The following is a 23890-nucleotide window of genomic DNA, read 5'->3' as shown; positions in this document are numbered from 1 at the left end:
GTATTCAGTTTTGAAGGAATGAGGCGAAAAGCTGTATTCCCGATTACTTGTAAAAGTAATGGAGAATGCAGCTTTTTTTGTTATGTAATAGGTTAACCGTGCATTCGATCTGCACGGTTTTTTCGTTTTCTTTTTTTGTCCCTCTATTCTCCCCTACGCTAGAAACAATGGAAGGAGGGGGAGAATGTCCATACATCCGTTACGACTTTTGGCTATATTGCTTCTCGCTACAAGTATTGGTGTAGCGACCTACAGCATTTTGAAGCCGCATCAAGTGACCTATATTCAATTGCGATCAACAGTAGAAAAAGAAAGTGGTCAATTACTTGAAGCAAGGGATATGGAGCCATTAACACTGAGACTGGGAGGGATCTTTCAACAACCCATTGCCCCAATTCCAGGCTTGATTCCATGGGAAGAAGGACAGAGTCTTGTCGGTTTAGCATTCACCCGTCAAGTGAAGGGAGGCCGACCGTTATTGCAAAGTGATTTGGAACAAACCAGTAATGCGCAAGGCAGCGGAGTGATCACAGAAAAAATGACAGGTATGAGCATCCCCGTAGACAATGTAGCAGGAGTTTCACCGCATGTATCAAGCGGAGAAAGGGTGCACGTCTATGCTTCCTTTGAAGATGAGACAGGAGCACATTCTGGACTCCTATTGCAAAACATGCCAATCATTGGCATCCAACGCGAAATGGAAGGCGATCATCCCAATCTGGTAGCTGTGACTCTCTCCCTGACACGAGATGAGGCTGTTCTGCTAACACACGCACTTCATTATGGAAAAATCAGATTGGGCTTAGCTGCAGTGAAGGATGAGGGAAATCCGGGAATAGGAGACGTAAAATTCGCTTCAGATTTAATGAAGACGAAAACACGCTGGGGTATTAAAAAGGAGGAGCATGAGTGAAAAGACGTTTGCTCATAGTAGATGACGATCGAGATTCAGTTCGTTTGTTAACGGCGCAACTTATAAACAGCAGATGGATCGAAGTGTGCGGGGAAGCACTCGGAGTGGAAGAGGCATGGGCAAAATTACAGGAAAACCAACCCCATTTGGTGTTGCTGGGTGGTATAAAGGGAACGGAAAGAGGTGTGTTGTGTCAGCAATTTCGGCTAGCCTTTCCTCATCTTTCATTTATTGCTGCTTGCTCAAGCAATGAATTAATGTGGGAGCCTTTTTTCCGGAACTTAGGCTTATGGGTTATTGCCAAGCCCATTGAACCAGGGCAAATCGAAGCGTTAGCCATGATGATACAACCTCCAGGCATGGTAGCAGAAGCTGCTCCACAACAACACCAGTATGTAATCCAGGAACAGACCAAGAGCTATCCGAGCCAGCCGCCTTCATTCTCCGAGCCGATCACAGGTAGTCTGGTTCCTGAAATGACTCGCTCCAAACAACTTATTACTGTTTACGGCCCCAAAGGCGGTGTAGGAAAAACATTTATTTCCCGTGAGCTAGCGATTTTCTTTTCCATGCAAAAAAACGAGGGTGTCTCATTGCGGGTAATCGCTGTTGACTTCAATCTTGATCTCGGTACATTTGCGACTACTTTGAATCTCCCCCGTACTCCGAATCTTTTTACGTGGGTAAAAGATCTTGATACTCAGTTGCATTCGTATATTCAGGGTCAAGGAAAAGACCCGTATTCCATTAGCAGTGAGGAATGGCAGGAATACGCACAAGCCTTGCCGTTATCTCCTCAACAAATCGAGAAATATGTGGTTGCTCATCCTGATACGGGATTGCATGTACTTACGTCCCCCCGTGATATTCGGCAAAGCTTTGAAATCCGTGACTATCATTTATATCTGATTCTCGAAACGTTAAAACAAAGCAACTACGACGTCATTCTTATCGATACGGCCCCGGATACAACAGATGCAACGATTCAAGCTCTATTTTTTGCAGAACATGTCGTGATGGTGGGAAATCCGGTGGTAGACTCCATTGAAAATATTCAACGATTGCTGAAACTGTTGAGGGAAGCAGAGTATCCTGAAGAACGCATTCAAATTTGCATGAATCGTTTGCAGCGGAAAGAAATGTTTAGCTTAGATGAAATTCGGGCCTACTTCCAACTTCACCCTAGCAAAAAAATCTTCTCCATACCTGACGATGTGGAAGTAAAAAAATCGATTAACACCGGAACGCCGGTCATGCTCCAGTCAGGGAGAATTCCGGCCAAGGAAGCCATTGAGACACTAGGAAAAGCACTGTTCCCCGTAGATGAGGAGCAAGTGAAGGCGGATGGAAGAGAGAAACCAAAAGAGAAAACATCTCTCTTCAAGTGGTTATGGGGATGAGGGAGGGTGTCATGTTCGATAAAAAACAGTTACTAGGCATTTCTAATCAAGTCCGCCCTACGCAAGAAATACGATCAGCGGGGAGGGGAATGGCGGGAGTTCCTACGACGCTTCACGAAAAAATGCAAGCCCCGGATCACGAGCGGACGAATGAAAAATGGGTTGGGACAGATAGAGAAACGTCGATTCGCACCCAGATTGTCGAGAAATACGGAAAGCGATTATGGGAGGAAAAGCATTCCCCACTTTTTTTAGATGAGCTGACGGCAGATATTCGAATACTGCTGGAGTCGCAAACCACCCTGACATCCATACAAATGGAAACAGAAGTAAAACGACTGCTGCATTCCTTGACGGGTTGGGGCCCATTAGACGCTTTATTAGAGGATAACGACATCACGGAGATTCTTTTTCATCGATATAACTATCTCGTCATTGAAAGAAAAAGTACTGGTCGTCTTGAATCTCCGGACATTGCTGTTTTTCGCGATGAGGAAGAGCTGCTGCGCTTATTGGAACAGATTGCAGCGACAATGGGACGTGAGTTTAATGAAACAAAAGCAGAGTTGCATACACAGCTTCCGGACGGTTCCCGGGTTGCTGCTACGCATCGCTCTATTTCTCCCGATGGTCATATGCTCACGATCAGAAAACACCGTGAGCTACTCAGTGAATCCGATTATTTGCGGTACGGTTCCATTTGTGAGCCCATGCTTCTCTTTTTAAACAGAGCCGTACGTTTATCTCGTGCATCTGGCATTGTCAGTGGAGGAACAGGCTCAGGCAAGACACACATGCTCAATCTTATCTCCCAATACGTCCCTGATCATTTAAGTATTATTACGATCGAGGACGTTTTAGAGATGAAGCTTCAGCATCCTTTTGTACGCAGATTTTTAGCGAAACCTGCAAATTACGAGGGGAAGGGTGGGTTTTCGATCAAGGATTGTGTTCGCTTGTCCTTGCGAAAAAGGCCGGATGTCATTATGGTCGGTGAGACACGAGGTGGGGAAATCGTAGATATGCTTTGGGCGATGAATACGGACCACCCTGGTAGCTGGAGCACAGCGCATGCAAACTCACCGCGTGCTTTGGTTGATTCAACATTGCCCATTTTATTTGGAAAAGCAGATGAAGGGTATAGTTCCGAAGAGCGCAATTTAATGATCGGTTCAGCACTGGATCTGATTGTTCAAGTAAAACGTTTTGAAGAAGATGGCAGTCGCAAGGTGGTAGCGATAACGGAGGTAGTTGGGACGGGGCAATCGCATGAAGAATGGATAAAGCGAGCCTGCAATATTAAACAGGTTCTCCCTGATCGGGTGTATTTGCAGGATATATACGTGTACGAAGCAACAGGGGTGGAGAATGGGAGAGTAAAGGGTCACTTCAAATGGACAGGCTATCGCCCAGAGCGGCTGATTAAGCGATGGCTAGAGAAAGGGCTGTCGCGAGAGGAGATTGAGCAAGTCTTTTTCACCACACCAATACCGCTATAGGAGGGGAAAGCATGGACGTTAGCTTACCTGTTGCACTCGGGATGGGGATGGCCATCCTGTTATTGATCTTGCCCAACAAATTGTATATGCGAGAACCAATGGGGAAGCACGAAATCGTAGAAGTGCTGCAACAGGACAGAAAAACTATTTGGAAGCAGTTTGAGGAGAGGCTGGTCAAATCGCGCTCAGGGTGGGGGGTAAACCAGTATGTGACCCTCTCTTTTTTATTGGGGATCGCGTCCTTTGGTGTAAGTAGTCAGATCTTGCAGTCTTGGTGGATGGCACTGCCTGCTTTGCTGGCGGGGATTATGTTCACTGAACGATTAGTGAGTGTATGGGGAGCTCGTCGAAAGGACGAGTTCGAAGCAGGCAATGTAAAAGCAATTCGCCTCATGGCCAGTTCTTTACGTACTTCTCCATCGTATTTGCATGCGTTTGAACAGGTAGCAGCTAGTCCGTTTTTATCAGAAATCGTTTTAGAGGAATACAGGCGTATTGTAGAGCTATTGCGGGCACAAGTCCCGTTGGAGCACGTAATGAATCGATTCTTTGAACGCACAGGATCAGCAGATGTCAAATATTTAGCAACTATCGTCCACATTCAACGTGAGATGGGGGGAGATATGGCCAAAACGCTCGATTTGGCTGCCTCTTCGATATTGCGGCGCAGACAGTCGCTCCGTAGACAAAAAGCAGCTATGGCTCAGATCGTTGCACAAGTGAATTTACTAAGTGTCATGCCGTTTGTTTTTGTCATTGCGTTGTATGTGAATAATCCGAATCATTTCGACCCACTAACGGCCACAATGGGGGGACGGTTTCTTATTTTGGCAAGCTTGGCTTCTATTTTGATTGGGGGAGAAGCGATTCGTTATGTTGCGCATAAAAGCATAAGCAGGGGAGCATAGGAGAGGATGCAATGTTCGTTCTCGTTCTTAGTACACTGGTGAGTGTTGCTATATTTCTGTACGGCTTGCCGTATTGTGTGAGTAAAGGGGAACCAGTCTCCGCCACTCTATCCGGCAGGATTGACTCCGAGAAACAAGCCAAGCTTGAGCAATCGTTTCAACAAGGAAGAAAAAGGTGGACACTGATTCAAAGCTTGGAGAAAAACCAAGTACTGCTACAGCATTTCTACAAATGGACGGGTATTGATAAGAAAAAAATAGAGGAAACATTGGCTCGTCTGGGGATCGATATAAGCCTGACAGAGATTGTTTTGTTCCGGCTCATCAGTATGTGTTTCATTGTTTCATCACTATCTTCATTGTCAATGAGCATGGTGAACGGTGAAAAAGTTGGTACGGTGGATGGGCTTCCCTTAATGTTTAGCTTATTTTTGTACTTGTTGCCGAACATGCTGCTAGATCGGGCGGACAAGCGAGCAAAAGCTGAAATTCGAGAGCAGGTCCCTATCTTTTTCAGCATTGTGCAATCACTGGTGGAAGCAGGCACGCCATTGCAGCAAGCTGTTAAGCAGACAGCGAGGCGTTTTGATGCAAGACTCGGCAGAGAGCTCGCGAGCCTAGAAATGGGTGAAAAAAAGCATGGGAACTGGAGAAAGGCGCTTGAAGAGTTGGCCTTTCGGTGGGAGGTAGATTCGTTGACTACCATCGCGCTGGAGATGAACGAGGCGATGAAAAAAGGGGTAAGCATATCACAAATGTTGTCTGCCCAAGTAGAGGAGCAAGTGAGACAACAAGAAGATGAAGCTGCTACCCATATGAATCGGTTGAATATCAGGTTATTGCCTTTTGTCATTTTGTTAATGGGTCTGCCGCTGTTGTTCTTGGTGATGGGTCCTGCATTCATTGGCATCGGGGAAAGCTTGTAGAAAAAGAAGCATGTGTAAATATTTTTGCGAGAGGCACTGTCTTTTGGCAGAGTGATAATAGAACCAAAATCTCAATGAGGAGTGAATGGAATGGGAACCATCGCAGATTACGTCAAGCGTTTTTGGTATGAGGAGGACGGTGTTACGATCGTGGAAATGGTCATTATCATTGCTGTCATCTTGATTGTGCTTATTCCGACACTGACACAATTAGGCACTGCCGAAGACGAGAAGCTGAAGGAACTGCAAGAAAAGATAAGCAAATGACAAACGTAGTCTTGCTAGGCGTATTAGGGGCGGCAGCATGGATGGATTGGAGACAAAGAAAAATACCGAATACTCTTGTTTTTCCAGTGATTGCTGTGGGTTTATGGTATCAGTGGGAAGGTGAATTATTAGCCGGAGCATTGTTAGGTGTGGCAGGAGCCTTTTTGTTGACAGTTGGCCCCGTATTCTTAAAAGGGATGGGGATGGGTGATCAAAAGCTACTAATGGCGGTTGGGGCTTGGACGAGCTGGAGCGTTGTGTATTCTTTGTTTTTGCATTCTATCATTTTGTGCCTGATTGTTATGGTGTTCTATCCGCAAAATTGGGCTCGCCTTCACAACAATCTTCAAATTATAGCAGCCGGATGGACAGCTCATCGACAAGTTTGGCTTCCAGGCAGGGAAAAAACAGCCTTTTCATTCCCCTACGCCGTATATTTGCTGGGTGCTTTTGTGTTCCATTTCGTATGTGATGTCATCGGAGCAAGCAGATGATCATACGCATGGGACGAGTGATACGTGCGAGGGTGAAAGATGAGCGAGGCAGCCAAATGATCGAGTTTATTTTAGTGTTTCCTTTAGTTTGGATCTTGATCGTATTCTCCTTTGACCAATTCAGCATGATGTACAACAAGCAAAAGGCATTGGCGGCTGCGTATGAGGCGGGGAGAATTGCTGCAGTGCAGCCTAATTTCGGTTTGGCCAAATTCCATGCGAAACAGCGAGGTACATCCGAATTAGCACAAGGTATTGGAGTCATTCACAAAGATGTGCAGCTGGAGCTTGATGGGAACGGCTGGAGAAAAGGCAGTCATGTAAAAGCTGAAGCAACAGTTTCATTTCGGCTTCTCGCCACGGGAGAATTATTCGAGATAACGGAAAGCTATCACATGATGGTTGAAAATGCGGAGGAGAAGCAATGAATGATTCGTTGCATCATTTTTTGATTCGAGTGAAGGAAGAGCGCGGGGCAACAATGATTACTGTGCTCTTCTTTCTCTTCTGCTTGGGCAGTCTGCTCTCTATCTTGTTATTTTTGGAGCAAACAGATTATCTAAAAATGAAGATGCAACATACGGCAGATCTGATTACCAAAGGAGCACGTACGGCTGGAAAATGGGAGTACGTGGATACAAACGGAGATAAGCAAACCAGATTGTTTGCGACAACAGAAGAAGCTGAAGAGCGTGATGCGGATATCATTCGCGGGGCACGTGAAGAAGCGGGGGTTCTTTGGAGGTTAAACAGGCCGAATCTAGAGGGGACAAGTGATGAGGTCTCTGTCATTCACCAAAAAGGTGAACGGCCTTATTTGTACTTGCAAGGAATCTACCATTTAGAAGTAAAGGTTGAAAAAAATATACCTGTATTTTGGGATGAGCTTTTTGTAAAAATGAACAGAGTCTCCCAGTCTGGGCTCTATGAATAAAGTCACAATTTTGAACGAAGATACTGTTATTTTTGTCCTAATCCCGCATGGTAATTTAGTAGCATATTCCAGAAATGGGGATGGGAGTGAGATGACAGTGCCCTCAAAAATAGTTGATCGGTACAAACGAATTCTTAATGGAGAGCAAAAGCGTTTTTCCCCGTATGAGTTCGAAGATGTGATGTACCGAAAGCAAAAAGTCCAATTAGTTGTTAGATATGCGATTGAAAATGTAAAAAGATGGACTCCTGAGCAGGCGAGACGTGAATTGAGCTTGCAGGATGTCAAAGAACTAAAGCTGCATTTGGTGAGAGAATTTATTGAGCCGCCTATCGAGGCAAAGGCGGAGGATGTGTATTACTTCGTCGAATTCGCTTATCCGTATTTACCTCGGCTTTCAGAAGAACAACGAGTGTTGTGGGTTTACCAAGAAGTTCTTTCAGGCATAAGACGTCATTTTCCCCCAGCTTATTTTCAGAGCATAAAGGGTGAGGAACGGGCAAAAATATGCGTCGACTACATGTGCAAGCATCTGCTAAAGCTGGCAGATTTGCGTCAACTACCAAGTATCTTCAGCAAAACAGAGAGAGCCTATACGCTCCTGAAAACATATAAACTCAAGATTCTCGTCGATACACTCTACTTTTCACCGTTTGATATGGTCACTGAAATGTATCCCGAACTGAGTGATCCCTCTTATTGGGAAGAGTTATAAAAATATTTGCACAACCCTGCTGTCTTTTTTTACGGTAGAGATAGTTTCATAGGCTTATAAGCAGATGAAACGGCCGTACTCTACAGGTGAGAGAAGGAGGCGTTGCGTATGGCAACAGTAGAGGCTCACCAGAAATGCTCTGCATCCGTGGAGCAGCTTCTAGGGCGACAAGTACGCTACCAGAAGCACAAACCCGGCAGACATCTTTCAGTGGAAAGAGTTCCGCAGGGAGCGTTCCAGATCGAATCCGTACATCGATTTGGAGACAGAGTAGTACTCAATGACGGGCTAATAGTAATGGAGAATGCTCCAACCGTCATGGAGCGCGGGGGAAGGATCGCTCTTCTTTTCGCGACCGGAGAAGAACTTTACTTTGTAACTGAGTAGGTTCTCTTAATCGCCTTGCACGGGTGCGTGTGAGGCGACCCATAAAGCGAAATGCCTGGTTTATCAGGCTAAATACGATTCATCGACGAGTTGAGAACGCTGTTGGAGAATATCTATCGTTCTATAAAAAGGAAAATGGGGGTATCTTGACGTGTTGGCAAAGAGTGCAATCGAATTAGTCAACCGCTGCTATGAGGAGACAAACAAGCTGACATTGTTGTCATTGGAAGAGTTTAAGGAATCCTTTATTGCTTTTGTTTTTGGAGATTACCAGGAAGAGTTTATGGTTCAGTATGATCTGGAAGAGTTTTATGAGCATCTGAATCAGCTTCAGTTATCGAATTGCCGGAGAGATTTTGATCGTGCAGTTGAGGAATGGTACATCACAGAGTATGGAAGCGGGTATAAAGGCGTCAATTATCATGACATTTTGTTTACGCTGGTAAAGGAAGCAGTCGTTCAATACCAATCGCCAAATCGGATAGCACTCATCCGAGACGTAACCAAGCTCCTAACTATGCCAAATGGGTTCCTCGCCCGATGGCAAAATGGCCAGATACGTGAACGTCCCATCCCTACATATTTTAAATACTTGATGAAGCTCGGAGTACGTACACATGAAGATATTGAAACGTTGGTAGACATGTGGCTGGTAGAGTACCCAAACGCATTTAATAAGAAGCAGCAGGAGCTATTTGCCAATCCACCAAGAAGGGGAAGACCTAACAACGTCGAGCTCGCTCTGTTAATCGAGCTAGCCATGAAAGTGAGACCAGAAATGACAGCTCAGGAACGGGAGCGGCTTCGCAAAATATACTATTATCATCGCAAGTCCCTCACTGTTCGAGAGATGGTTGAGAAATTTGAGAAATACATCGCCAGTAAAAATAAATCAAATGATTCCCAGGTGGGATAATCATGTTTCACCAAATGAGCCGCTTTGTCTCCAGGTTCCGTGATTTGGAGCAGCAGGAGTTTTCACAGTCTATTGAGGAAGAGCGGCAATGGAGAGTACTTAAAGAAAAGCTTGCTTCTCCACAAATAGTTGATCAACAGGAGTCGTATCAGCGTAAATGTATTGCCGTTATGAGTTTGTATGCACAGGCTGGAGCTAGTTTTCTTGCGAGTAACCTAGCGTATTCATGGTCCGGAAAAGGTATTCCTGTTACCCTTTGCGAGTTGCCAAAAGTGACATCCTATTATTATTTTGCTCTAGATTTTGAACGTAGAGCTCAACAAAGAGTAAGAGACTCTCCTACATCATTGCTCCTCATGCAGAATAACCATCTTCGCATCCAGATAGAACCCCCAGCACAACTTCAGCACGAATCTTCTCAAGCAGATACAGCCAACTGGTTACTACGAGTTTGTAAGGATAGTCCCATTGTTGTCATTGATGTTTCTTCCTACTGGAATGATATCCACTCCAAACAAATTTTTGAGCATGCCGACGAAATATGGGTAGTTTTTGATGCCGATTTGGCTAGGCTTACCCGTTTATTCCTGGTAGAGCCTATCCCTGCTTGGTGGAAGACAGAAAGAAGAAAAATAAAAATGATAGCAAACAAGTGGAATAGCCGGTTGTCTCGGACAAGCATCATGAAAAAAGTAGAAGGAACGCTCTCCCTATGGGATCAGCAGCCTGGAGGCATACAGGTAACTGACATGATTCCGTTGATGGATGGAGAGAAAACAGCAATGGCAAGCGCCAAAGCCAATCTACTTTTGGAGCTTTTCCCCGAGGAAGAGATTGAGTTTCAGTCATTGATTCATGCTTATAAAGGAAGGATGTTATGAAGAAGCAAACATTGCTTGTCATTTGCTTAATTTCGTTTTTGCTAGCAGGGTCGTCCTTTTATGCAGCGACTCAATATATTGACGCGATGGCTGCGGAAAAGCTGTTTGCCCCAGTCGTAAAGGTAGCCGCAGGGAAAGAAATATCAGCCTTTGAGCCAATTACACAAGATGACGTGATACTTGTACAGGAAGAGGTGGATGAAATTCTTCCAGGTTCAGCGCGTGATTTGGATACCGTTCTGGGGAAAAGGAGCACGCAGACTATATACGAAGGCGAGCAATTATTAGTGGAGAAGCTGACAGATTCGCAGCTTTTACCGGAAAAAGGGGAGGCGCGTTACGAGTTCCCCCTACTATCCATTCATCCTTTAACGGAATTACGTAAGGGCGATCATGTGAAAATTTGGGTCAAATACAAGAGTCCTTCGGAACTGCAAGGCTATCCTGCACCAATACATTTTCAAAAAACTAATGATACGGCAGATCTGTTATTTGAAAGTCAGCTTGCAAGCGTGAGGGACAGTAATGGTATTGAGATCTATACATTAAAGCCGAGCTTGTTGCCATCGCCTGATCAGATGGATTCCATCTTTCATGGATCACGAGAAAAACCGTTGCAGAATGGCGAAAAACGATATCGTGACTACAGAGTTCAGCCAACAGCACTACCTGCTTTTATCGGCTTTAATTTGACAGACGAGGAGTATGTGATAGTAAGCGAGGCAATGTCATATGGGATGCTTCAGGTAGGTCATATCATGGGTTCGAAGGAGCAAGCGTCATGAAAATTTTAGTTTGTTATCCGATGAAGTCACTCGCCAAGACGTATATGCCTGTGTACAGTGATGTGCTGGTAGCTGAGTCGGCGGCGGAGTTTTCAAGGCTTGTGCAGCTTTATATGCCAGAAGCTTCCGTGATCTTTTCCGAAATGTTCAACTCTCCCGTTTGGGAATGGCTTCCGGCACTGAAAGCACAGCTCCCGCCTAACTCACCGTTAATTATTGTTCCTCTCTATCGGGATGAGAAGATGATTGAGAAGGTAGCTGAGGAGTCCGGGCTAGAGCATGTATACCTGTTATCAGCCCATTTATCCCAAGAAGAAATACGCCACCAAATCAGTCTGATTCTAGGCTTCGTCAAAGAGTGTGTAGATATCCGATCATCAAAAGAAAAGGGGCTCGTTTACGCTTTATTGAGCTACGGTGCTTCTGGCATTACTACTTTTTGTATTAATTATCCAGTCATACTAGCGAGGCAGCATCCTGAAAAGCGAATTGTCGTACTTGATATGAATGACGCTAAGCCGGATTTATCACGATTCTTCAAACTCCAACAACATCAATTATCTTTATTTCGTCCTGACTTTATCGATATACAAACAACTGCCAAGCGTAACTGGAGCAATGTCTGCAAACAGAGCGCTCACTTACCTAATTTGTATTACGCTCATGCTGCTAGCAAATGGAAAAGCTCAGAATTAAGCAATCTAATTAATGTGTTTCGCATGCAGTTTGACTATGTATACGTCGATTGGGGTTACTGCTTTCCTGAGTCTGAGACTCTACAGAGGTTGCTTCATACTGTTGACCGCAATCTTTTATTCGTGAGAGCTGATCCCTTTAGTATCGATAGTGCTAGAGAGTGGCTTTATAAATGGAGAGAAAGAGGAGTAAAATGCGAGGTTCTGCTCAGTCATTTAGATCCTGGGCAACCTTTTCGAATCGGGGAGGATGTTTCAGTCTACGGTGTAGTACCACGCATTTCGGAGAGCAGGCTCATGCAATCTCATCAGAGCTGCAGTGTATTAATAGAAGAGTTTTTCGCGCCCAAATCGTACATCAGCAGTTTGAAGGAAATTGCTAAGGCACAATATATGGAGAGAAGTGCGGTGTTTTGCTGATGAGAGGGATAGATAGAGAACAACCAGTTAAATCGGACATCCAAACCATCGAGGACATTAAACAAGTAGCAAGAGATTATTTAAATCATTTTGGCAAAACTCGAGAAGAGAAGCTAGAGATGCAACGAATTCTCGCTCTGGCAGAACAGGGAGACCGTGATAGTCACAATCATATTATTCTTCGTTTACAGCATTATTTTGAGGAAGTTCTCCAACGACCCGTAACCGAACAAATTTTGCCGCATGTTAATGGTTACGAAGGTCTCACCTTTTCTACTTACGGTTGGGGCATACTCGATGCTGTCCTCCATTTGTCTCCGTGGGTAGAGGAAGTGCGAATTTCTGCAAACCGCAACATTGCGTACTTGGAGCAAGGGGTCAAAAAATTTCTCTCTTACACACCAAGCTGGAAAGAGGTTGAAACCCTACAACAAAAATTGACCAATACAGCGGGCCTATCATTTAACGAAAAAAAACCAAGATTGAGCGGATACTTACATTCACTAAAAGCGAGATTGACCATGTTCACTTTCCCTTATTCCAGAGTACCAACCATTCTGGTTCGAAGATTTACAACACCTGCGTTTTCGCTCGACCAACTCCGTACACAGCAACAGCCAGCCTTCGACGAAAGAATTCAATGGCTTATCGAACAGCAAGTGTACGGACGCAGCAATGTGCTGGTTATTGGACCGATGGCTGCAGGGAAAACAACGTTGATGATGTGCATGTTGAAGCTGAAGGACCCTCGGACAGAATATATCACGATCTTTGAAAGCGAACACGAGATGCGATTTGGTGATATTTGGCCAGGGGAAGTGATTGAACTCCAAAACGTGGAGGAAATCGGCATTGAATTAGGGCACTGCTTCAAAGACATGTATCGATCAACAGCAAATACGATTTTGATTGGCGAAATTCGTGAGCCTATAGAAGCGTACCATTTTATAAATGCCGGAATCAGAGGGACAGACGCTACAATCGGAGCGATGCACGAACGATTTGCTCATAGAGCTTTACATGATTTGACCGATCTTGTTTATCAATACGGAGGGCGAAGTGTCGAGCTGACCCAGGAGCGAATTAGCAGGGCAGTTAATTTTGTCAATTCGCTTACATACCGCAACAGTGGTCACCGTTTTATTGATGCCATTCACACGACGGAGTGGAATTCAGCTTTTAACCGAGTCGAATCTATTCCCCTTGTAAGTCGCAACATGCAGACGGGAGCTTATGAATGGACGGGGAATCAACTGAGCCCACATTTAGTTGAATACATGTGTTACGTCGGCAAAGCCGACATGGAAGTGTTGAAAGAGCTACGTCTCACCGATATAAGCAGGCAACTATGATTTACACGTTTCTTTTCCCAGTGTTTCTATGTCTCTTCTCTGGCTTTTTGTTTCTCGGCTTACACTTTTATAAGGGATGGAGAAGTCCGCGCGTATTCTTCCCGCGTACAGTTGAGGTATGGAGAGAGAAATTCTTAAGGCATTCCACCCGGCGCATGATGTATGAATGCTTCGAGCGTTGGTGTCAAATCGTGGAAGGTAAACCAGAAGGGTATTTATTACTATCCATGATTGGCGGGATAGCGGGATTCATCTCGGGTATTTTGCTAGGGAATATGATTGTATCCTTATCGCTTTTTCTCTTATTCCTCTTGCTGCCAACACTGATCCTATACGCGCGCTATACCGTACAAATGAATAAAAAAATCAGCTCATTCTGTCGTTTCGTAGAATTGTTTTCCCGTTATTATAACAGTCGAAAAAACATTGTCCTTACTTTTCGCGAAATGATAGAGGAATGCCCCAAAGAGTTATTACCTGACCTCCTTCTGCTAAACAATAGCCTTTCGGATGGGGGAAACTCGGTTGCGGCAGTGGAACAGTTTGCGCAGAGACTGGACCATCCATGGGCTTTTGACTTTGCAACGTATATTTCCAGCGGTTTGGAAGGGGAAACAGAAGATATTCAAGCACCACTAAATCGGTTAACGAATGAGATGTTTGTACAACAAGATGAAAAGCATGAGCGTGATAGTGAAATATACTCCATTTGGATCAGCCTGTTAATCGTCATAGCGATTTGCATTTGCTTGATCCCCTACAATCAAGGGTTGCTTCAGGATTCCTATCGTCTCTATTTCTACACGCCAGATGGACAAGCCATATTATCGATTGCGGTGACTGTGTGGATTTTTTCGATCCTATTGGCTTTTATTTGGGGAAGGAGATATCGCTAATGCCAAAGCTAATCATGTATACCTACCTTGGATTAGGCGCTCTATTTGTTTTTAGTGCAGCGTTTATGATCGGGAAGTATTTGTTTCACAAGCAAAAGCCGAAGCTGTTTGTTTCTGGGGTGTGGTGGGAAAAGTGGGAGCAGGCACTCAAGCCTGACGAAGACGACAAATGGGAGCAGTTACTATCACGAGCAGGAAGGCCTTTTGGATGGGGGAAACCGGAGTGGGTGTTTCTTCAAATGTTGACTGGAAGTACCGTTTGCATCCTGATTCTTATGTGGGTCGTCGTGAGTCGAATGGAATCATTCCCAGTTCTGTCGATGTGTCTGGCAACTGCAGGCAGTTACATGCTTCCTTACATGGGCTTGAAGATGTGGGCAAATCACAGAGAGGACATGCTGAGCACAGATATCGCCAGATTTATCAATCGATATGTGACCCTTCTGGAAAATCAGGTGCCCATTTACAATGCCATGGTCAAGGCAGCAAGACCGACTAGAAAGCTAAAGGAATATATCCCTACTTTATCTGAGTGGAACAGAGACCCTAATGATGCTCTTGAGAGCTTTAAACGTAAAATTGGCGTCGATGACGGAATTATCCTCGTATCAAGTATGCGTACAATTGAGACGCTGAGCGAAGGACAAGTAAGTGCAACTATGCAACGAATGGAGTGGGCTGTCGATCATCGAAGAATGTTTCGTCATCGAAAAAAGATAAAGTCTTTAGGGATTGGCTACACGGTCATTGTCTACCCGGCATTTTACATGGGTTTATTGGTAGCCATGTTTCCTTGGTATAAGCTGCTGACAGAAATATTGGATAAATATTTGACCTGAGGAGGAGCAACTTATGACGAAGCTATTATCTATCATCATGTGCATCGTTTTCTCTTTAGGAATAATTGTTTCTAGCCTGTCTGAAATAAACACATCGGTAGTGAGAGAAGACGGGCTGAGAGATCGAGCAGTTGGGTGGATCGACAAAGCTATACCTTAAATCACGTATGAGAAAAGGGGAAAATTGAAATGTCGAAAATGTTTTTTATATTTTTAGCGTGCGTCATGGTGTTAGGGATCGGTGTCAGCAGTTATGGCAATGAGTTAAGCCCTGCGGCAAACGATTCTGCCGAGAGCATTAACCAATCCATCACATCGTTGAACTACGATACCCGAAATGAAAACATCAACTTTAGAATGCAAAACGGCACATCCTATACGTCGTCAAACTGATGTTGCACATCCACGTACTTCTCATCATTTCGATTATGGTAGGGAGCTTGTGCGCGGTGCTTTGGAATCTCCAACCGGAGGAGCAGCTTAAACAGACACAACAAGAAAGGGTGTATAGAGCAGCGACGGTCATCTTCCATTAAAGAAGAGCTGGCGTTTCTAAAAAATGGTGAAAGCAAAAGTCTTTCTTATTTGTCTACTGGTCCTTCTATTGATCACTTCCGCACTGGGAGCTTACCACTTGTACGCAATGGAAAGGGCGATTGCCCGTGGAATCTATGCTGACTTACTGGATGATATGCAGGACATCGGGTATTTGGAGCCGATGTTAGCAGATTACTATCTTCTGAAAATGAAAGAACTGGGTTGGGAAGTGACGGGGGATGCGTTTGCTGGGAGTTGGCCTCGAACCGAGAGCGAGCGGGCTCGCAAAGAGCGGCAGGAGACGATTACCCTGTCGGTTACCATCCAGCCTTCAAAAGTGACCCAATGGCTGCACAAATTTGTGGAGGGGGATACATCCTTTTCCTTTACGGGAAGCCGTCCGTCCGAATACTTTGATCCAGGGTGGTAGTGCATGAATAAAATGATTAGCATTTTGGCTGTAATGGCGATTGTTTTGCCTTTGACGGTAGGTCTGCTTCTCAACGGTCCGCAAAATCTCTTTTCGGCATGTACGCAGTTTTTCGGTGATTTGCTCGCTGAAGTAACGCGTTTTGGTACAGGCTAATGGGTCAATTAATCGCTGTGTTACTGAACATTATGGTTATGCTACTCGTTCCATTAGGGCTTTTACAGGTACATACGGTTGTTCAGGCCAGGAACGAATTATTGGAAGTGAGCGCGGCCGCTACAAAATACGTTAGCAACCACGGGGGGACGAGTGCAGCCAACCTGCAACAAGAGGTTCGGGCATTGATCGCTCGGGAGCTGAGAGAGAAAAAGTTCTCCATTCCAGATAAGGAGCTGTCTGTCAGTGTCACTCGGACTCGTTCACTTGATCCCGTTCTGTGGAGCCACGAAGATGAGTTTGTCGTGGAGCTGGCAATTCCATACCCCGGCTTTACCTCGTGGATTCCAATGCCGGCTAATTCCTTGCAAGTCCAAAGAATAGGTACAGTTAACATCATGGACTACGATCTGTAAAAGCTCCCGTTAGGAGGCTATTGTTACGGGTATAAATATCTTATCCATTTCTACGATGTTGTTCTTTTTGCTGGTAGGTATGTTTATTGTAGATGCAGACATCGCCATGCAGAAAAAAACAGAACTGAAGATACTCCTGGAGTTGTCTAATCATCACGCCACCTTTGCTGTTGATCCTGTATTGAAAACAGAGGGTGTGATTGATTTGCTCGAAAATGAGGCTCTTGAACGTTTTGATGACAGAATGTATGAGAATGGTGGTTACCGTCGTGAGCAAGCCATGTTCGTCCCTCAAGCAGACAGTGTGACCACTGATCCCATTCCTTTCTCCCGCTATTATGTGGATTTCCGTTCGTGGCGCAATGACCTTCAATTACGCCTGCAGTACAATGGGACAACTCTCGTGACAGAGCGAGCAACGAAAGGACCAGCTCGTCCGGGAGGTGGAATGCTGCAAATTACCGTCGTAACTGAGCGTGGGGAGGAACTGCAGCTAGCACCGAAAACGATGGTCGGTCCATCCCATGTCGTAGTTGCCTACATCGACGAGCGACCGTTTCTGCCGATACTGCCGTCACACTCGTTTCCGGTCGTATCTGTAGAAGAACTGAAAGATTAGTCAGACTTATTTGCAAATTGCAAATTCTTCTGGTACTATGTAGGAAAGTGCTTACCCAGCTTGCGATTGTGAGGAAGTCGCTCTCCGAACATCCCGTTTGCCGGTCCGTTAAGCATAGTAAAAGTGGGGTTATTGATTTGTTTGATAAAGATACCATTTATATCGTAGGCGATGCACAGTCCTCTTCGAACAATCCTATTACACAGCAATTCAGCGCTTTTTTTATTGGATTGGTTGTCGATACTTCCAACGACAAGATCGTAGATGCGGCCTGTTCCTCCACGGTCCAACTGACGTCTGATTTTGCTCGGTCGATCTTTGTCGGTCATTCGATTATGGCGTCGGAGGAAATTGGCGAAGAGATTCGCTTTCGGTATTTTGGATCTTCCCAAAAAACATTGATCGCAGCGTTTAAGGACGCCCAAAAGAAGTACAAACAAGCAGTTTCCACGAGAAATAAAGCCACAGTCACCAAATGAATACACCCGCTGCTTTATTTATTCGTATGCACGGCATACACGTAAGTAAAACCCAGCAAATGCCATGATCGCGTGCATTTGCTGGGTTTTTTGCTTATTACGAGAGGTCAGTTTTTGATGAAAAGGAGGAGAGTCCTTGCTATCTTTTGTCTTCCGCAGATTTATCTCCATGATCGTGACGTTATGGCTCATCATTACCCTCACCTTTTTCCTGATGCATGCCGTTCCAGGATCTCCTTTTGAAAAAGAAGGAAAGGCATTAAACGAAGCAGTTGCTGCGAACCTCAATGCCTACTACAACCTGGATAAGCCACTACTCGTCCAATACGGGCTGTACTTGCAAAAGCTGGTGCAGTTTGACCTTGGACCATCGATTGCCAACAGCTCGGATACGGTCAACAAAATGATCGCCCGTGGATTCCCCGTCTCTTTTCAACTCGGACTGATTTCTGTCGTCTTTGCGATTGTCACGGGTATCGCACTCGGTGTGATCGCCGCACTACGACATAACCGTCTCATTGATTACCTTGCCATGATTATTGCAGTTATTGGGATATCTGTTCCCAGCTTTGTTGTCGCTTCTTTATTAATCAAATATTTGGCGGTCGAATGGAAGCTGTTGCCCACCGCAACGTGGGGTACTTGGCAGCATGTAATTATGCCAGCGCTTGCATTGGCGTTTGGTCCGATTGCGATTATCGCTCGTTTGACTCGAACCAACATGCTGGAAGTGTTGACTCAGGAATACATTGAAACCGCTCGTGCAAAAGGGCTGTCTCCAGCGACGATCGTGTTGAAGCACGCACTTCGTAACGCGATTTTGCCTGTCGTTACGCTACTAGGCGCATTGATTGCCAACGTTTTAACGGGAAGCTTTGTGATCGAAAAAATATTTGCGATTCCTGGGATGGGGAAATATTTCGTCGCAGGCATTAATAACCGCGACTATTCTGTCATTATGGGCACGACTGTCTTCTATAGCGCACTTTTGATTTTCCTGATGTTTGTCGTCGATGTACTGTATGGCATCATTGATCCACGAATTAAGCTGCATCGAAAGGAGAGCGAAGGATGATCGTTTCTGATGATTTATTTGTCCCCATGCGAAAAGATAACCTCAATGCGGAAGCGATTGTGCGACCTCAACTGACGTTTTGGCAAGAAGCTTGGCTTCGCCTGAGAGGAAACAAGCTGGCTCTGATGGGGTTGGTGGTTATTGTCTTGCTTGGGGTTATGGCTACGATTGGACCGCTAATCTCTGGTCATGAATACGCGAAACAGTCGATTATTATGAAAAACAAACCGCCATCGGAAGCGAACTGGTTTGGTACTGATGATTTTGGCCGTGATGTGTTCACCCGCGTTTGGTATGGTGCGCGCATTTCCCTGTTTGTCGGTTTGACAGCAGCCCTTATCGATTTTTTCATTGGTGTCTTGTATGGAGGAATTGCCGGATATTTGGGCGGGCGAATCGATAACATCATGATGCGCTTCGTCGACATTTTGTACGGACTTCCTTATTTGTTGGTTGTGATTTTGCTGATGGTCGTTATGGGGCCAGGACTTTTAACCATTATTATCGCGTTGAGTGCGACAGGCTGGATTGGGATGGCCCGGACTGTGCGCGGACAGGTTCTGCAAATGAAAAACTCCGAGTACGTACTGGCGGCAAAAACAATGGGGGCAAAGCCTTTCTACATCATTCGCAAGCACCTGCTGCCCAACACAATTGGCATCATCATTGTATATGTCACGTTATCTGTTCCATCTGCGATTTTTGCAGAGGCGTTCCTGAGCTTCCTCGGTCTCGGCATCCAAGCACCGATGGCTAGCTGGGGGGTAATGGCGAATGATGGACTCCCAACCATTTTGTCCGGTCATTGGTGGCGACTCTTTTTCCCTGCTTTCCTAATCTCGCTGACGATGCTCGCGTTCAACGTGCTCGGTGATGGCTTGCGCGATGCATTCGATCCGAAGTCAAGGAGGTAGGCAACATGGATAAAACGGAAAAGCTGCTGGAAGTCAGTGGGCTTCGGGTCACATTCAAGACGCATGGCGGTGAAGTGAACGCCGTTCGGGACGTGAACTTTACCTTGAACAAAGGGGAGACACTGGCCATTGTTGGTGAATCCGGATGTGGGAAAAGCGTGACTGCAAGGAGCATTATGCGTCTGATCCCGGAGCATATCGGAAAAATCGCGGGTGGAAGCATTCATTTTAAAGGGCAGGACCTGGCAAAGCTACCGGAAAAGCAGATGCGCGAGCTGCGTGGAAAAGAAATTTCCATGATCTTTCAAGATGCGATGACGTCGCTCAACCCGACCATCACCATTGGTGAGCAGATTATGGAAGGAATCATTCGCCATCAAAAGGTCACCAGAAGCGAAGCCAAGCGGCAAGCAATTGAAATTCTCACCTTGGTCGGAATCGCCAATCCAGAAAGTCGTCTCAAGCAGTACTTACACCAGTTCAGTGGCGGGATGCGCCAACGAATCATGATTGCGATTGCGCTTGTCTGTAAGCCGTCTATTCTGATTGCGGATGAGCCTACGACAGCGTTGGATGTAACGATTCAGGCGCAAATCATCGAGCTATTCAAAAGCATTCAGCAAAAGACGGGAGTCTCGATCATTATTATCACGCATGACTTGGGAGTCGTCGCCAAGATTGCGGATCGGGTCAACGTCATGTATGCCGGAAAAGTGGTAGAGACCGGACCTGTTCGCGACATTTTTTACAATCCGCAGCATCCGTACACCAAAGGCTTGCTGGCGTCGATGCCTCGTTTGGATTCGGATCGCTCCATTCCGCTCAGCCCAATACCTGGAACACCCCCGGATTTGTTCAGCCCGCCAATTGGCTGTGCATTCGCTGCGCGCTGTGACTACGCGTTGGAAGTATGTCGGAATTACCAGCCTGCGGAGACCCATGTCCACAGCAAACACGCGGTTTCCTGCTGGTTGCAGGACCCACGGGCGAAGAAGTTGCTGGCGTCGATGCAACCGCCAACGGGGACTTGATTCATAGCTTTGGAGGGCAGTGCATTCGTGTAAAAGAGGGTGTCGTTGACGGCGCTATCCTTTTACGACATACAAAAACAAAAAATAAGGGGGAAGAAACAGTGAAAAAACTATCAACATTGTTGCTGACGGCTACGTTGGGTGTGTCTATGCTCATGGCTGGATGTACATCGGGTCAACCAGCTGCACCGAGTGAGCCTGCACCAGGCAACACGGCTCAGCCAAACGCTCCCACGCCGGGCGATCAAGCGGCAAAGCTCCTGTTGTTGAATAATATCAAGGAACCGACATCATTGGACCCGCCGATTGGCTTCGATGAGCCGTCCTATAACATTTTGAACAACTTGATGGAGGGCTTGACTCGCCTGGATGAAAATCAAAAGCCTCAACCAGCTGCCGCTTCCGAATGGACAATCTCCGAGGATGGAAAAACCTACACCTTTACCCTGCGTGAAAATAAATGGTCCAATGGTGAACCGGTAAAGGCTCAGGACTTCGAATTCGCGTGGAAACGTATGCTTGATCCTGCACTGGCATCTCCGGCAGCATCCCTCGCGTACATTATTGAGGGAGCGGAGGCATATAACAGCGGTAAAGGACCGGCGGATGGCGTAAAAGTAAAAGCGGTGGACGACAAAACACTAGAGGTCGTGCTCGCTCAACCAGCTTCCTGGACGCTCCTGTTGGCATCCAACCCAGCTTTCTTCCCTGTACACAAAGCAACTGTAGAAAAAGACCCGAAATGGGCAGCAGAAGCAGCAAGTTTTGTTGGAAACGGACCTTTCAAGCTGACAGAGTGGGCGCATGACAGTGAACTGAAAATGATGAAGAACGATACGTACTGGGATGCAGCTAATGTAACCCTGCCTGGCGCTGTTTGGAAAATGATTGATGACGAGAATACCGAGTATCAAATGTTTACGAACGAGGAGCTGCACAGAACGACAACCGTTCCGGCAGACATGGCAGACCAATTGTTCAAAGAAGGCAAAGTATTCGTGCGTGATGGAGCAGGTACAGAGTTCTATCGTTTCAACGTAACGAAGGAGCCATTTGATAACGCCAATATTCGTAAAGCCTTTAGCTTGGCGATTGACCGTAAGACACTGGTCGATCTGGTGCTGATGCGTCAACAAAAGCCGGGAACAGGCTTCGTATCTTATGGTTTGCCTGATGCCAACGGTGAAGGACAATTCCGTGAAGTAGGCGGAGAATTGGTGAACTTCAACCCAGATGAAGCGAAGAAGCTCCTGGAACAAGGAATGAAAGAAAAAGGCTATACAAAACTGCCAGAGGTTACACTCACCTACCGCAGTGGAACGGCTAACGAAAAAACGGCACAAGCCGCGCAAGAAATGTGGAAGCAGACGCTGGGCGTAGATGTGAAGCTGCAAAAGGTGGAAGGAAAAGTTTTGACGGATATGCAAAAACAATTGCAGTATCAAATTGCCCGTTCTTCCTGGTTGCCTGACTTCGGTGATGCGATCAACTTCCTCGATATTTTCCAATCGAAGGCAGCAAGCAATCGTACGGGCTGGAGCAATGCGCAATTCGACAAGCTGATCCAAGACGCATACAAGGAGCCAGACGATGTAAAACGTCTGAAGCTGCTGCATGATGCAGAAAAAATCTTGTTGGATGAAGCGCCAATCGCACCGCTTTATTTCTATAACACTTCCTTGCTCTCAAGCGACAAGGTGAGTGGTGTACAAAGCTCCTCACTGAGCTACACAGACCTGAGAAAAGCTGTCGTGAAGTAAGAAGGAGTAAGTTGGGAGAAGTCATTTCAGGCGGGTGGAATGACTCTCCCCCTTTTTTGCTAGAATTTTTAATAGTGCTATAATTTAGTATGTCTATTAGAAAAAACACAACGAAAGAAAGCACGAGTGCTGGAGAAGATGGAGGAAAACATGATTATTCAAGCCATCGAAGTAAAACGAATATCTGTTCCATTGAAAAAGCCTTTTAAAACGGCTTTGCGAACGGTGCATAGTCTGGAATCGATTCTGGTGAAAATCACCTGCGACAATGGTATGGTCGGGTGGGGCGAAGCTTCGGCTACGGTCGTCATTACCGGAGACAGCATCGAAAGCATCGAGTCGGCGATTATGAATACGATGAGACCTCAGCTCATCGGCTTGAATTTGCTTGCCTATGAACGGGTTTTCCAAACCTTGCACCAATCCATGGTAGGAAATACGAGTGCGAAGGCAGCGGTAGACATTGCGTTGTACGACATCATTTCTCAGCGCGCAGGAATGCCGTTGTATCAATTCCTCGGTGGCTACCGTGACCAATTGGAGACGGATTATACCGTCAGCGTGAACTCCCCCAAGGAAATGGGCGAGGATGCGGCCGCCTATCTCAAGCAAGGCTTTCATGTACTGAAAATCAAGGTCGGTAAGGACAATATCGAGGATGACATTTTGCGCATCCAGGAAATTCGCAAATCCGTGGGCAATCAGGTGAAGATTCGTCTTGATGCCAACCAGGGATGGAATGTAAAAGAAGCGATCCTATCCATTCGCAAAATGGAGGACATGGGTCTTGGCATCGAACTCATTGAGCAGCCTGTAAAAGCCCATGATTTAGAAGGTTTGAAGCGGGTAACAGATTCAGTCGATACGCCAATCATGGCTGACGAGAGTGTGTTTTCACCAGCGCAGGCCCTGCAGGTTTTGCAAAACCGTGCGGCTGACATGATTAATATCAAGCTGATGAAGGCTGGCGGCATTTACAAAGCACAATTAATCAACCAATTGGCTGAAGAGCACGGTATTCCATGCATGGTTGGCAGCATGATCGAATCGCGTCTGGCTGTATCAGCAGCAGCACATTTTGCAGCCAGCAAGAAAAACATCACACGCTTTGATTTTGATGCCCCGTTGATGCTTTTGCACGATGGTATAGAAGGTGGCGTAACGTACGAAGGCCGCTTGATGCGCATGCCAGAAGAGTCTGGGCTCGGTATTCGTTCCGTCAGCCTGTGGGAAGGGGAGAACTAAG

At 45.9% G+C, this 23890-nt stretch carries 30 protein-coding genes; all 30 read left to right on the top strand.

Annotation, left to right across the window (positions count from 1 at the left end):
- Window positions 1–184: 184 nt before the first annotated feature.
- The 30 genes from cpaB (at window position 185) to C7R91_RS27930 (ending at window position 23889) form a co-directional block, all read left to right on the top strand.
- Window positions 185–913 (top strand): Flp pilus assembly protein CpaB, encoded by a 729-nt coding sequence (gene cpaB / locus C7R91_RS28065; RefSeq protein ID WP_047074842.1) that lies wholly within the window; start codon window positions 185–187, stop codon window positions 911–913.
- Window positions 910–2313, top strand: a complete 1404-nt coding sequence (locus C7R91_RS28060) for a CpaE/TadZ family protein (RefSeq protein WP_047074840.1) — start codon at window positions 910–912, stop codon at window positions 2311–2313. The genes cpaB and C7R91_RS28060 overlap by 4 nt, the downstream gene beginning before the upstream one ends.
- Before the next feature lie 11 nt (window positions 2314–2324).
- The gene (locus C7R91_RS28055) at window positions 2325–3812 is read left to right on the top strand and encodes a TadA family conjugal transfer-associated ATPase (protein ID WP_047074838.1); all 1488 of its coding nucleotides are present in this window, start codon (window positions 2325–2327) and stop codon (window positions 3810–3812) included.
- A gap of 11 nt (window positions 3813–3823) precedes the next feature.
- Complete coding sequence (locus C7R91_RS28050; protein WP_047074837.1) at window positions 3824–4720, top strand: type II secretion system F family protein; 897 nt, start codon at window positions 3824–3826, stop codon at window positions 4718–4720.
- An 11-nt stretch (window positions 4721–4731) separates the two neighbouring features.
- Entirely contained in the window at window positions 4732–5646 is a 915-nt protein-coding gene (locus C7R91_RS28045; RefSeq protein ID WP_047074835.1) for a type II secretion system F family protein, read from the top strand.
- 90 nt (window positions 5647–5736) lie between these two features.
- Entirely contained in the window at window positions 5737–5913 is a 177-nt protein-coding gene (locus C7R91_RS28040; RefSeq protein WP_012683911.1) for a hypothetical protein, read from the top strand.
- Window positions 5910–6407, top strand: a complete 498-nt coding sequence (locus C7R91_RS28035; protein WP_047074833.1) for an A24 family peptidase — start codon at window positions 5910–5912, stop codon at window positions 6405–6407. The genes C7R91_RS28040 and C7R91_RS28035 overlap by 4 nt, the downstream gene beginning before the upstream one ends.
- Entirely contained in the window at window positions 6404–6835 is a 432-nt protein-coding gene (locus tag C7R91_RS28030; protein ID WP_047074831.1) for a TadE/TadG family type IV pilus assembly protein, read from the top strand. The genes C7R91_RS28035 and C7R91_RS28030 overlap by 4 nt, the downstream gene beginning before the upstream one ends.
- Window positions 6832–7341, top strand: coding sequence for a hypothetical protein (locus C7R91_RS28025; RefSeq protein WP_047074829.1), 510 nt, complete (start codon window positions 6832–6834; stop codon window positions 7339–7341). The genes C7R91_RS28030 and C7R91_RS28025 overlap by 4 nt, the downstream gene beginning before the upstream one ends.
- Window positions 7342–7438: 97 nt before the next feature.
- Complete coding sequence (locus tag C7R91_RS28020; protein WP_047074848.1) at window positions 7439–8056, top strand: DUF4046 domain-containing protein; 618 nt, start codon at window positions 7439–7441, stop codon at window positions 8054–8056.
- A 108-nt stretch (window positions 8057–8164) separates the two neighbouring features.
- Window positions 8165–8443, top strand: coding sequence for a hypothetical protein (locus tag C7R91_RS28015; protein WP_047074827.1), 279 nt, complete (start codon window positions 8165–8167; stop codon window positions 8441–8443).
- Between the two features lie 151 nt (window positions 8444–8594).
- A complete protein-coding gene (locus tag C7R91_RS28010) occupies window positions 8595–9359 on the top strand; it encodes a hypothetical protein (RefSeq protein WP_047074825.1) in 765 nt (254 codons plus the stop codon).
- A gap of 2 nt (window positions 9360–9361) precedes the next feature.
- A complete protein-coding gene (locus C7R91_RS28005) occupies window positions 9362–10240 on the top strand; it encodes a CpaE/TadZ family protein (RefSeq protein WP_047074823.1) in 879 nt (292 codons plus the stop codon).
- Complete coding sequence (locus C7R91_RS28000) at window positions 10237–11025, top strand: SAF domain-containing protein (RefSeq protein WP_047074822.1); 789 nt, start codon at window positions 10237–10239, stop codon at window positions 11023–11025. Before C7R91_RS28005 ends, C7R91_RS28000 begins: the two co-directional genes overlap by 4 nt.
- A complete protein-coding gene (locus tag C7R91_RS27995; protein ID WP_047074820.1) occupies window positions 11022–12140 on the top strand; it encodes a hypothetical protein in 1119 nt (372 codons plus the stop codon). Before C7R91_RS28000 ends, C7R91_RS27995 begins: the two co-directional genes overlap by 4 nt.
- Complete coding sequence (locus C7R91_RS27990; RefSeq protein ID WP_047074846.1) at window positions 12140–13492, top strand: ATPase, T2SS/T4P/T4SS family; 1353 nt, start codon at window positions 12140–12142, stop codon at window positions 13490–13492. The genes C7R91_RS27995 and C7R91_RS27990 overlap by 1 nt, the downstream gene beginning before the upstream one ends.
- Before the next feature lie 191 nt (window positions 13493–13683).
- Window positions 13684–14388 (top strand): hypothetical protein, encoded by a 705-nt coding sequence (locus C7R91_RS27985; protein WP_236697992.1) that lies wholly within the window; start codon window positions 13684–13686, stop codon window positions 14386–14388.
- A complete protein-coding gene (locus C7R91_RS27980) occupies window positions 14388–15227 on the top strand; it encodes a hypothetical protein (protein WP_047074817.1) in 840 nt (279 codons plus the stop codon). Before C7R91_RS27985 ends, C7R91_RS27980 begins: the two co-directional genes overlap by 1 nt.
- Window positions 15228–15240: 13 nt before the next feature.
- On the top strand, window positions 15241–15387 hold the full coding sequence (locus C7R91_RS29555) for a hypothetical protein (RefSeq protein ID WP_007725181.1): 147 nt from the start codon (window positions 15241–15243) through the stop codon (window positions 15385–15387).
- 29 nt (window positions 15388–15416) lie between these two features.
- Window positions 15417–15620, top strand: coding sequence for a hypothetical protein (locus tag C7R91_RS27975; protein WP_007725184.1), 204 nt, complete (start codon window positions 15417–15419; stop codon window positions 15618–15620).
- 250 nt (window positions 15621–15870) lie between these two features.
- Complete coding sequence (locus C7R91_RS27970; RefSeq protein ID WP_236697993.1) at window positions 15871–16194, top strand: hypothetical protein; 324 nt, start codon at window positions 15871–15873, stop codon at window positions 16192–16194.
- Between the two features lie 3 nt (window positions 16195–16197).
- On the top strand, window positions 16198–16350 hold the full coding sequence (locus tag C7R91_RS29550) for a hypothetical protein (RefSeq protein ID WP_162837773.1): 153 nt from the start codon (window positions 16198–16200) through the stop codon (window positions 16348–16350).
- The gene (locus C7R91_RS27965; RefSeq protein WP_047074813.1) at window positions 16350–16766 is read left to right on the top strand and encodes a hypothetical protein; all 417 of its coding nucleotides are present in this window, start codon (window positions 16350–16352) and stop codon (window positions 16764–16766) included. Before C7R91_RS29550 ends, C7R91_RS27965 begins: the two co-directional genes overlap by 1 nt.
- A gap of 55 nt (window positions 16767–16821) precedes the next feature.
- The gene (locus C7R91_RS27960; protein WP_047074812.1) at window positions 16822–17385 is read left to right on the top strand and encodes a hypothetical protein; all 564 of its coding nucleotides are present in this window, start codon (window positions 16822–16824) and stop codon (window positions 17383–17385) included.
- Window positions 17386–17522: 137 nt separating this feature from the next.
- A complete protein-coding gene (locus C7R91_RS27955) occupies window positions 17523–17864 on the top strand; it encodes a DUF3870 domain-containing protein (protein ID WP_047074809.1) in 342 nt (113 codons plus the stop codon).
- Window positions 17865–18000: 136 nt separating this feature from the next.
- The gene (locus tag C7R91_RS27950) at window positions 18001–18939 is read left to right on the top strand and encodes an ABC transporter permease (RefSeq protein ID WP_047074807.1); all 939 of its coding nucleotides are present in this window, start codon (window positions 18001–18003) and stop codon (window positions 18937–18939) included.
- Complete coding sequence (locus C7R91_RS27945) at window positions 18936–19853, top strand: ABC transporter permease (protein WP_047074805.1); 918 nt, start codon at window positions 18936–18938, stop codon at window positions 19851–19853. Before C7R91_RS27950 ends, C7R91_RS27945 begins: the two co-directional genes overlap by 4 nt.
- 5 nt (window positions 19854–19858) lie before the next feature.
- Window positions 19859–20884 (top strand): ABC transporter ATP-binding protein, encoded by a 1026-nt coding sequence (locus C7R91_RS27940; protein WP_047074803.1) that lies wholly within the window; start codon window positions 19859–19861, stop codon window positions 20882–20884.
- A gap of 101 nt (window positions 20885–20985) precedes the next feature.
- Complete coding sequence (locus C7R91_RS27935) at window positions 20986–22644, top strand: peptide ABC transporter substrate-binding protein (protein ID WP_047074801.1); 1659 nt, start codon at window positions 20986–20988, stop codon at window positions 22642–22644.
- Between the two features lie 150 nt (window positions 22645–22794).
- Complete coding sequence (locus tag C7R91_RS27930) at window positions 22795–23889, top strand: dipeptide epimerase (protein ID WP_047074798.1); 1095 nt, start codon at window positions 22795–22797, stop codon at window positions 23887–23889.
- Window position 23890 lies beyond the last annotated feature (1 nt).

Origin of the sequence: Brevibacillus formosus, assembly GCF_003013405.1 — a bacterium.
Lineage (GTDB): Bacteria > Bacillota > Bacilli > Brevibacillales > Brevibacillaceae > Brevibacillus > Brevibacillus formosus.
Note: the sequence above shows the minus strand (reverse complement) of the source record. Positions and strands in the feature narration are given on the sequence as shown.